The sequence below is a fragment of the Acinetobacter sp. ABJ-A23_2 genome, from assembly GCF_044538765.1.
Lineage (GTDB): Bacteria > Pseudomonadota > Gammaproteobacteria > Pseudomonadales > Moraxellaceae > Acinetobacter > Acinetobacter nosocomialis_A.
Window position 1 is genome coordinate 60,158 of record NZ_JBIUCP010000016.1, and the last position, 9,467, is coordinate 69,624.

Genomic DNA, 9,467 nt, shown 5'->3' on the forward strand with positions numbered 1-9,467 from the left:
TAGGAAGATTTTTCTTTTTTTGCAGACAATAGTCTCTCTTATACAGTCCTGTATATGAAAATTTCTTTATCGTCGTCTCAAATTGGGTCTTTTTTTGCGCTTTGCTCTGCTTTTCTATTCAGCATAAAAGCAATCTTTATTAAACAAACTTATGCCCTTTCTCCATTAGTAGACGGTACAGTCCTGATGGCTTTACGTATGTTAAGCGCTTTACCGTTCTTTCTATTAATTTGCTGGTTCAATAGGCATCATAATCAGGGCATAAAAAAGAAGGATTGGCTAATTTTAATTTTTGCCGGTCTATTAGGCTACTACTTCGCCAGCTGGCTCGATTTCATGGGTCTCATGTTTATTAGTGCCTCTTTAGAGCGAATTATCCTATTTTTATATCCCACACTTACCGTGATTGCTTCAAGCCTGCTCTACAAACAAAAATTAGATGTAAAAAGTTTATTCGCCATTTTCCTTAGTTATGGTGGAACGGTGCTAGTAATGCTTCAAGAACATAACAATGCACCAATTCAGGGCAATTTCTGGTTAGGAACAAGTTTCGTATTTGCAAGTGCGGTAGCTTTTGCAGGCTATTTACTGCTAACTCCGCCATTAATTAAAAAATTTGGTTCTTGGAATTTCACAGGCTTAGCACTAACTATTGCCTGTATTGGTGCATTAACACATTACGCTTTGAGCACACCTCATCCTATGGAACTGATATTACAGCTCCCCTCAAGCGTCATTTGGTATGGAGTCGGCTTAGGCTTTTTAGTCACCGTGTTACCCACTGTTATGCTCATACAAAGCATTGAGCGTCTTGGTGCATCACAATCTGCAATGATTGCTTCAATTGGACCAGTTCTAACGATTTTACTTGCCGTTGTCTTCTTAAATGAACATCTCAATATGTGGCAATGGGTGGGCTGCCTACTCAATATTGTAGGTGTAATGATGATTACACTTAGAAAGAAAAGACTAAAACATTAAATCTTCTTGACCTCAACTTAAGTTGAGGTTGGATACTCATCTAACTTTTAATGAACGTTCGAATTCCAATGAATAAAGAAGCTTTTAAAATCATAAATCCATCATCTTTATATAACCCAACCCCAAATGGTTATAGTCATGTTGCAGTAGTCCAAAATTTTAAGAATATTATTCATGTAGCTGGTCAAGGCGGTGAAGATTCAAACGGCGAACTCAGCCCACTCTTTCAAGAACAAGCCACTCAAGTTTTTAATAACATTCAACATGCCTTAACTGCAGCAAACGCACAAATCTCAGATATTGCTGTTTTAAGAGTTTTAATTGTTGACCACTCAGATGAAAAACACCAAATTTTAATTAAAATCATGCAAAATTTATGGAAAAATCATCCTTTTCCAGCCTGCACGCTCATTCCTGTGCCACGCCTTGCATTAGAACGCATGCTTATTGAAGTTGAAGCAACGGCATATACCTAATAAAACTGAGAGAACATCATGTCTACCCCTGAAGATATCAGTCAAAATAAACCTTTGCTTTGGTTGATGGCAGCAGCATGTGGCTTATGTGCAGGTGTGAATTATTACTGTCAGCCTCTAATTCACTCTATTCAGCAAGAGTTTGCTGTAACGCAAGCACAAGCTGCTTTAACAGTGACATTTGCTCAGGTGTCGTATGCCCTCGGTTTACTCTTTATTGTTCCGATGGGTGATATCGTCAATAAAGCCAAGGCTATTCCATTTTTGATGGTGCTTTGTGCAGTTGGTCTATTTACTTCTGCGTTTGCTGTTAACTTGCCCATGCTCTGGATTGGTACAATTTTAGCAGGCTTGTTTTCTGTTGCAGCTCAAGTGCTTATTCCACTTGCAACTATGACAGTCAAACCTGAAAAAACAGGCGAGATTATTGGCTTTTTAATGAGTGGATTATTGGTCGGGATTTTACTCTCTACCAGTCTGGCAGGTTTATTTTCCAATCTTTTCCACTGGAAAGTGGTTTATGTGGTAAGCGGTGTATTAATGCTTCTATTGGCATTTACTTTAAAAAGCCGCTTGCCTTATGTCTTGCGTATGAAAATGAACTATGGACAAATCTTTGTTTCCATGGCTCAGCTTTTAAAGCAAGAAAAGCGATTATTATTAAGAGCGCTTACGGGTGCTTTTGCCTTTGCAGCAGTCAGTACTTTGTATTCCACCATTGCTCTACTTCTTACCTCGGCACATCATTTACCCGATCTATTTATCGGACTAGTCCCTCTAGTCGGCATCTTTGGTGCACTATCCACGCGCTATATTGGTAAATACGCCGATCAAGGCTACACAAGATTACTTACTTGGATGGGTTGTGGGCTGTTCTTGGTAAGCTGGATTTGTTTCTACTTCGGACAAACTTTACTTTCTACTTATGTTATTGGTTTTGCATTAATTCAATTGGCACTCGCGCTCGTTCACACCAGTAACCAAAGCATTATTTTTCGCTTACGTCCAGATGCTAAATCTCGTATTAATGCCATTTATATGACCACTTACTTTATTGGTGGCGCAGTTGGTTCAGCATTAGGAATTTTTGCTTGGAATCATGGCGGATGGACCATGACATGTCTTGCCGGTGTTGGACTCGTTGTGTTTTGCATTTTGTTTAATGTGATTGATGCTTTCTTACAAAAAAAGCAGCTGGGTCAGCTATAACGTAACTTGTTAAAAATCATCTTTCTATAATCCACCATTGCTTTGAACAATGGTGGAAAAGCTACTTAGTCAAATACAAAATTAAATATGAGGTAAAACGTAAGGAACGATATCTTGAAAGGTACGTCCATGTACATTTTCACCAATTGCATGCATTTTCCATGCATCATTATGACGATAAATTTTTGCAATAATCAGGCCTGTATGCGCCCCTTGCGAGGAAAGTTTATAACTTGCAATTTCATGGTTGTTTGATTGATCAACCAAACGACAGAATGCATTTTCCACTTTCTCAAAACTCTGACCGCGAAAGCTATTAACAGTAAACACCAAAGATTTTACTTGCGCTGGAATTTGATTAAGGTTGACACGAATCACTTCATCATCACCACTTCCAGCACCTGTTAAATTGTCTCCAGAATGACGAATACTCCCATCTTTACTTTGTAATTGTCCAAAATAGACAACATCAAGCATTTTTTTATTTTCATCAAATAAAATGACTGAAGCATCAAGGTCAATATTACCGCTGCCCCCAAAACCCAAAAAACCTTTACTTTTTACTACATCCCAGCCAACGCCCAAGAAAACTTGTTGAAGGCTACTACCATCTGCTTTTTGCAAATTGATTTTCTGACCTTTTTCTAAATTAATTGCCATATTATGGATCTTCCAATGAGGACTATAAAAATGATTACTTTTATTTTTTAATGAGACTGTTGACGGTTTAATTTAGACATCAACCACTGTAAAAAATTGTTCCGGTTTCTTGAGCAAATGACGACTTTACCAGCACCGGAAAAACGCAATACCATGCCTTCACCACTAGTTACACTATTCACCAAGTTGCCAAGGAAACCACTATTCTGTGAAGTTGAAACAGATAAATGATAATTTAAACGCGAATCCCAGCAGACGACGTGCCCGTTATCAATAACAACCTCTTTATTCGGCTCTACTTCTAGCTCAAACAAGGTTCCACAACCAGAAACCACAACTTGACCTTGCCCACTGGTTTCCATAACAAGGAAACCACCAGTATTGCCAAAGAAAGCTCCTCCAAGACTAGTATTTAATCTTGCTTTGATATCGACTGAGTCGTGTGCGGCAACAAATGCACCATCACTTAAGATATATTGAGTCGCGCCAACATCAAGAATCTGCATATCACCATCTAGTGAAGCAGACAATAAGCAGTCCCCATCTCCACGTACAGCTTCGATATGTTGCTGGAATAAAGATTCATCATTAGCAAATCGACGTAATAAGGATTGCATTAAGCCACCTTGTAATCGTCCCTTTAACTCCAGAGCATCTTCCATCATAACCATTGCATTACTTTCACAATAAATTCGATCCCCTCGACGCATTGCAACATGTAAGAATGGTTCGGGTGAACCCACTAAACTAAAGTGTGCCATTTTATTAACCTTTATTAATCTCTAACAATTCGATGATGCTTAGCAGCATTTAACCAATGAGGAAACTCTTGCAATAACAATTCATATAAGTACTCATCCGATACACTATCAATTCGATCTAAATTGAAGAAATTGCAGTTATCAACAATGCGGCCAGACAGGTCATCCAGCTTTTCAAGTGCGCCATAATCACGCCCACCAATTCCTACAAATTGCCAAAAAATTGGAAGCGTAGCCGCTTGAGATAATATTTTTTTCATTTGCCGATGGCTTCCAACCCCACCGTCGGAAATAAACAAAACATAAGTTGGAATTTGATCATTAAATTTTTGAAAATAATTAATTACAGCTTCAATTGCTGGAATTTCTTCATTGTATCGTGCTCCAACCGACCAATTTTTCCAACCTTGATGAGTTGTATTAATAAAATTATTAACATTCGTTAAAACAACATCATCTAGTTGTGTCGTTTTTGCAGCAAATGCCCAGCATTCAAAACTTCCGTTATCATCAAAATGGATTGCCAAAGGCATCAAACGATCAACCACCTTTTGCACATCCCCACGGCGATATTGCCAATCCATTGATCCGGAAGCATCAAGCACCAGTGCAACTCTTGCTGTTACACCAAGCAAATTCTTTTTTTCTAACTGAACCAGAGATTTTTTAGTTAGATCAATAATTGAAGCGTTACCTGTTTTCTCTGCTTTTTCCAGTGACAGTTTTTTCTTAAGCTCAACACTCGATTGTTGCCCTGTAGACTCTTTCTGCACAACACCTTCATCTGCGACCTCGCCACCGAAATGACGAATTAATGCAGCTAAACCATCATTAAAACCTTGTCCAATCGCAGCCAGTCGCCAAACTCCATCTTTACGATAGATTTCAATAAGCATAGTGGCACGCTCTTGATCAAATAACTGGCTATTGAGTTCTAATTCAGCAATAAGCTGATTTTGTAGATTCATTACTTTGGCAGTTATTTTCTGTACACCAGACATGACCGCATGACCATCAATTGCAGCAGTTAAAACTAAATGATGAATGCTCAAAGGAAGTTTTTGAAGATCAACTTTGAAATGGCTAGAATCAGTATTATTTTCAAGCAAACCTACAGCCTGACATGGCGTTTCAGGTTGATTATAAAATGTCATGTATCGTTCATCATTTAAACGATACTGTGAATCAAGTCCAAAAACGGCAATATCTAGATCAAAATCCGCTTGATATTGAACCTGAATATAAAAAGAGGATTGCTCCTGTAAGAGATCAGTTAATTTTATTTTTTGTCCACGAACTAGACTTAACATATGAAGGAGTAGCCTGTTTTCATAACTTACAAATATAAAAAAAGATAGTGCCTAAGCACTATCTTCCAGACGTCTATTAAACCGCAACGCCATAAGATGCAGCTAAAGGTCCTAAACCACCAGCAAAACCTTGACCAATTGCACGGAATTTCCATTCACTGCCATGCTTGTAAAGTTCACCAAAGATCATAGCCGTTTCCGTGCTACTGTCTTCAGATAAATCATAGCGTGCAATTTCGCTACCGCCCGCATCGTTACTTACACGAATATACGCATTAGCAACTTGGCCAAAGTTCTGACTACGAGCCTGTCCCTCATAAATTGTTACAGCGAAGATCACTTTCGAAACATCAGCAGGAACCTTACCTAAGTCCACGCTTAATGTTTCATCATCACCAGTACCTTCTCCTGTACGGTTATCACCATTGTGAACTACTGAACCATCAGATGATTTTAGGTTATTAAAGAAAATAAAGTCATGATCAGCGCGAACCTTGCCATTTTCATTAACTAAAAATGCAATTGCATCAAGATCAAAAGCGGCTCCATCAGTCACACGCGGGTTCCAACCCAAGCCCACAGTTGTTTTGGTAATACCAGGTGCTTCTTTGGTTAAACTAACGTTACCGCCTTTGGTTAAACTAATCGCCATATGAGTTACTCCTTATAAATTTTGACTCATTGTTTGTTTCATTTATTTTATAAAAGCCATATAAATGGTCTTTTCAAAAATTCTTATGAAGTTTGTACTTGATTTTTACTATAAGAAATCGACGATAACACCGCCCACGCAATAAATGCGATACCAATCAAACCTGTTACAACCTCTGGTACATGTCCACCTGTCCCTGTGTACAACATAATTACTGCCAATGCCCCTATGGCATAATGTGCACCATGTTCTAAATAAATAAAGGCTTCTAGCGTACCTTGTTCAACCAAATAAATAGTCATAGAACGGACGAACATTGCACCTATTGCTAAGCCCAACATAATAATGACAACATCATTTGTGATTGCAAATGCACCAATAACACCATCAAAACTGAATGAAGCATCTAAAACTTCAAGATAAAGGAAACCACCAATACCCGCTTTAACCAGATTAGTAGACTTACCCGATGCTTGCTCTTCACTTGATTCATCATCACTACTTTCCAATAAGTGACCAATTACTTGAACACCGATGTATACAACAATGCCCCAAATACCCGCCACAATCACAATCAACTTCTGTTCTACAGGTACAAATGCCGACATAATAAGTAGAGCGATGAGCGATACAAATACAGACATTGCAGGAATGTTAGCTAAATTAGATAGGTGTGCCTCTAACCAGTGGAACCAATGTGTATCTTTGCCATCATCAAATAAGAAGTTCAAAAATACCAAAAGCAAGAACATGCCACCAAAAGCTGAAATCTCCGCATGGTGAGCTAACAGTTTCTCGGAATATGCTTTAGGATCATTTAACGCTAACTTAGCAACTTCAATCATTCCCATGTCAGCCGTTACGCCAACAATTAATAAAGGGAAAATTAAACGCATACCAAATACAGCGACCAGAATCCCTACGGTAAGAAAAATCTTTTTCCAGAATTCATCCCAGTTCTGTAATACTGAAGCATTTACAACTGCATTATCAAAAGATAAGGAGACTTCCATAACGGCCAATACACCAGTAATCAACAATGCTTTAAGCATCATAGAAAACCCTGCATTTGGCCCATGAGTAAAGCCCCACCACGCTGCCAATCCCAAACAGATCATGCTAAAAAAAATTGAGAAACGAAAATGTTTCATTTTTTACCTTTTATAAAAATTTAACGGTATTCATCATTTATTTATTGAAATGATAATTTTAGCCAACTTGAATACCATATTGCTGACACATTGCAGCCAGCCCACCAGAGTAACCTTGACCTACAGCTTTAAATTTCCACTCACCGTTATGACGATAGACTTCGCCAAATACCATTGCTGTTTCTGTTGAATAATCTTCAGCCAAGTCAAAACGAACAACTTCTACATTTGTATCCTGATTTACTACTCGTATGAATGCATTTGCGATCTGACCAAAATTTTGACCTCTTGCTTGCGCATCATGAATCGTTACGGTAATTGCTATTTTTTCAACTTCAGGTGCAACTTTTGCAAGATTTACTAGTAAGGTTTCATCATCACCATCACCCTGTCCAGAACGATTATCACCTGTATGTTCTACGGCACCATCTTGTGATTTAAGCTGATTATAGAAAATAAAATCATGGTCACCACGAACCTTACCATTAGCTGTGAGTAAAAATGCACTCGCATCTAAATCAAACGCAGCGCCATCAGTTGCACGTTCATCCCAACCCAATCCAATTAAAACTCTAACTAAATTAGGATCTGCTTTACTTAGGGATAAATTTCCACCTTTATTTAAACTAATTGCCATTTTATTTTTTCTCCTCGTTTGAATACTTTAAATTCAATAGTTTAAAAACTTACAAATAGATAAATTTTATTTACTACCAGCAACCCAACGCATTCCAAAACCAAATGCTTGGTCTAGTTCTCGATGTCCACGCACGTAACGTACATGACGCTGAACTTGAATACTTCCGTCTTTATTTACTAACTCAACAATCCCGCACATACCTAAGGGTTGCCCTTCTGACAAACGAACTTCTATAGGAGGCTGATCAGGTACATAAATTGTCACTACCGCATCTGTTTCCGCCCAATTCGGCACACCTTCATAAATAAAAGCAAATAGCACTACGCGATGAATTTGTTGCCACTGTTTGCCATTAATCCTGAGCCACTCACCTTCTTTCAATGCGCCAGTACGGTCATCAGCAGATAATTTAATAAATGGAAAACTATCAAAATCACCAAATTGACTACCCAAGGCTTGAATAACTGATTTATGGCCATTTTTCATTTCAAATAAACAGCCTAAATCTAAGTCAATTCCCTGATTTTGGTTAAGTAACTTTTTAAAGAATCCTCCCGATTGAGTCTGCTGAGGACGTTGATTCCAATTGAGATTAATTTTAATTTCACCAAAGTCTTGATCTTGTTTTTGTAAACTAATCTGGCTATTACGCTTATCTAGCGTAATTTTATTTAAATTAATTTTGGGTTGAGGGACTGCTGGAGTTTTAGGCTGAGTATTTAAAACAGGAATAATAGGTTGATCACTAATTTCAACCCCAAAATATTCAGATAATGGTTTTAGGCCACCATTAAATCCTTGATTCACGAAACGGAATTTCCATTGATCTTGATAACGATAAACTTCGCCTAAAATTAGTGCTTTTTCTTTTTTTTCAGCACTTTTTACAATCGCTTTAGCAGCGAGCTGCCCCTTTTCCCATAATTCAATTTCAATATCTTGAATTGTATTAAGTGCACCTTGACTATCGACGGTAGCACATACAGCAAATTTATTAATATCAAGATCTAATAGTTGTGTATTAATATTAAATTGGCCTACATAAGATCTGTCATTTGTGGTTTCAATTAACTCTATACTCTTGTTTAGTGTTTGCTTTTGACCATAAAAGATCATGTCTGTATCACCACGAACCTTCCCTTGAGAATTTAATAGATAGGCAGTCACATCCAAGCCTATATCAGAAGGTAATATTGTTTTAACTTTCAAATGAAATTGCGTGCCGCTCAAAGTGAGATTTGCACCTGTAATGAGTTGTTGCATTGATTTTCCCGTGTCTTAATTTATTTTTAGCTGAATATTTTTACCTATTCCACAATTTGCTTGGCCTAGCACAATGTGATGTACCTCCGAGCATATTTATATGGTAGATAAATACAGTCTTATTTATATTGAATAAAATGATTTAGTCTGCTTTAACTCAATTTTATTAATCCAATAAGCCAAATGAATCATTAAAATTTGTATTAATTGAATCAATGTTTTACCCCAATAGACCATACTGCAACTCAATCTCAAGCATATAATTCTTAAATTTAAATTAGAAAATAGACATAACTGTCTTTATATTACACAAATACTTAAATTTATGCTGCGTACATTTATAAAAATTTTGCATTTTTTAGAT

10 protein-coding genes are annotated in these 9,467 nt (G+C 37.4%); 3 read left to right on the forward strand and 7 right to left on the reverse strand.

All coding sequences use genetic code 11. The features are described 5' to 3' along the window. The first annotated feature begins 54 nt into the window (after positions 1-54). The 3 genes from ACH63V_RS07780 (at position 55) to ACH63V_RS07790 (ending at position 2,666) form a co-directional block, all read left to right on the forward strand. Entirely contained in the window at positions 55-981 is a 927-nt protein-coding gene (locus ACH63V_RS07780) for a DMT family transporter (RefSeq protein WP_396463160.1), read from the forward strand. Between the two features lie 68 nt (positions 982-1,049). Then, positions 1,050-1,457: a RidA family protein gene (locus ACH63V_RS07785; protein WP_396463161.1), complete on the forward strand. Its 408-nt coding sequence runs from the start codon at positions 1,050-1,052 to the stop codon at positions 1,455-1,457. An 18-nt stretch (positions 1,458-1,475) separates the two neighbouring features. After that, positions 1,476-2,666, forward strand: coding sequence for an MFS transporter (locus ACH63V_RS07790; protein WP_396463162.1), 1,191 nt, complete (start codon positions 1,476-1,478; stop codon positions 2,664-2,666). 81 nt (positions 2,667-2,747) lie between these two features. On the opposite strand, the gene ACH63V_RS07795 is transcribed toward ACH63V_RS07790, so the two are convergent. The 7 genes from ACH63V_RS07795 to ACH63V_RS07825 all read right to left on the reverse strand — a co-directional run bounded on the left by ACH63V_RS07795 (position 2,748) and on the right by ACH63V_RS07825 (position 9,103). Beyond that, positions 2,748-3,326 (reverse strand): TerD family protein, encoded by a 579-nt coding sequence (locus ACH63V_RS07795; protein ID WP_396463163.1) that lies wholly within the window; start codon positions 3,324-3,326, stop codon positions 2,748-2,750. A gap of 47 nt (positions 3,327-3,373) precedes the next feature. After that, positions 3,374-4,087 carry a TIGR00266 family protein gene (locus ACH63V_RS07800; RefSeq protein WP_212511924.1) on the reverse strand — a complete coding sequence of 238 codons (714 nt, stop codon included), beginning with the start codon at positions 4,085-4,087 and terminating at the stop codon, positions 3,374-3,376. A 14-nt stretch (positions 4,088-4,101) separates the two neighbouring features. Further along, positions 4,102-5,397 carry a VWA domain-containing protein gene (locus ACH63V_RS07805; protein ID WP_396463164.1) on the reverse strand — a complete coding sequence of 432 codons (1,296 nt, stop codon included), beginning with the start codon at positions 5,395-5,397 and terminating at the stop codon, positions 4,102-4,104. Positions 5,398-5,473: 76 nt separating this feature from the next. Then, positions 5,474-6,049, reverse strand: a complete 576-nt coding sequence (locus ACH63V_RS07810) for a TerD family protein (protein ID WP_343568680.1) — start codon at positions 6,047-6,049, stop codon at positions 5,474-5,476. An 83-nt stretch (positions 6,050-6,132) separates the two neighbouring features. Next, positions 6,133-7,200: a DUF475 domain-containing protein gene (locus ACH63V_RS07815; protein WP_343568678.1), complete on the reverse strand. Its 1,068-nt coding sequence runs from the start codon at positions 7,198-7,200 to the stop codon at positions 6,133-6,135. A gap of 58 nt (positions 7,201-7,258) precedes the next feature. Continuing rightward, positions 7,259-7,837 (reverse strand): TerD family protein, encoded by a 579-nt coding sequence (locus ACH63V_RS07820; RefSeq protein ID WP_396463165.1) that lies wholly within the window; start codon positions 7,835-7,837, stop codon positions 7,259-7,261. 66 nt (positions 7,838-7,903) lie between these two features. Further along, complete coding sequence (locus ACH63V_RS07825) at positions 7,904-9,103, reverse strand: TerD family protein (RefSeq protein ID WP_396463166.1); 1,200 nt, start codon at positions 9,101-9,103, stop codon at positions 7,904-7,906. Positions 9,104-9,467: the final 364 nt, after the last annotated feature.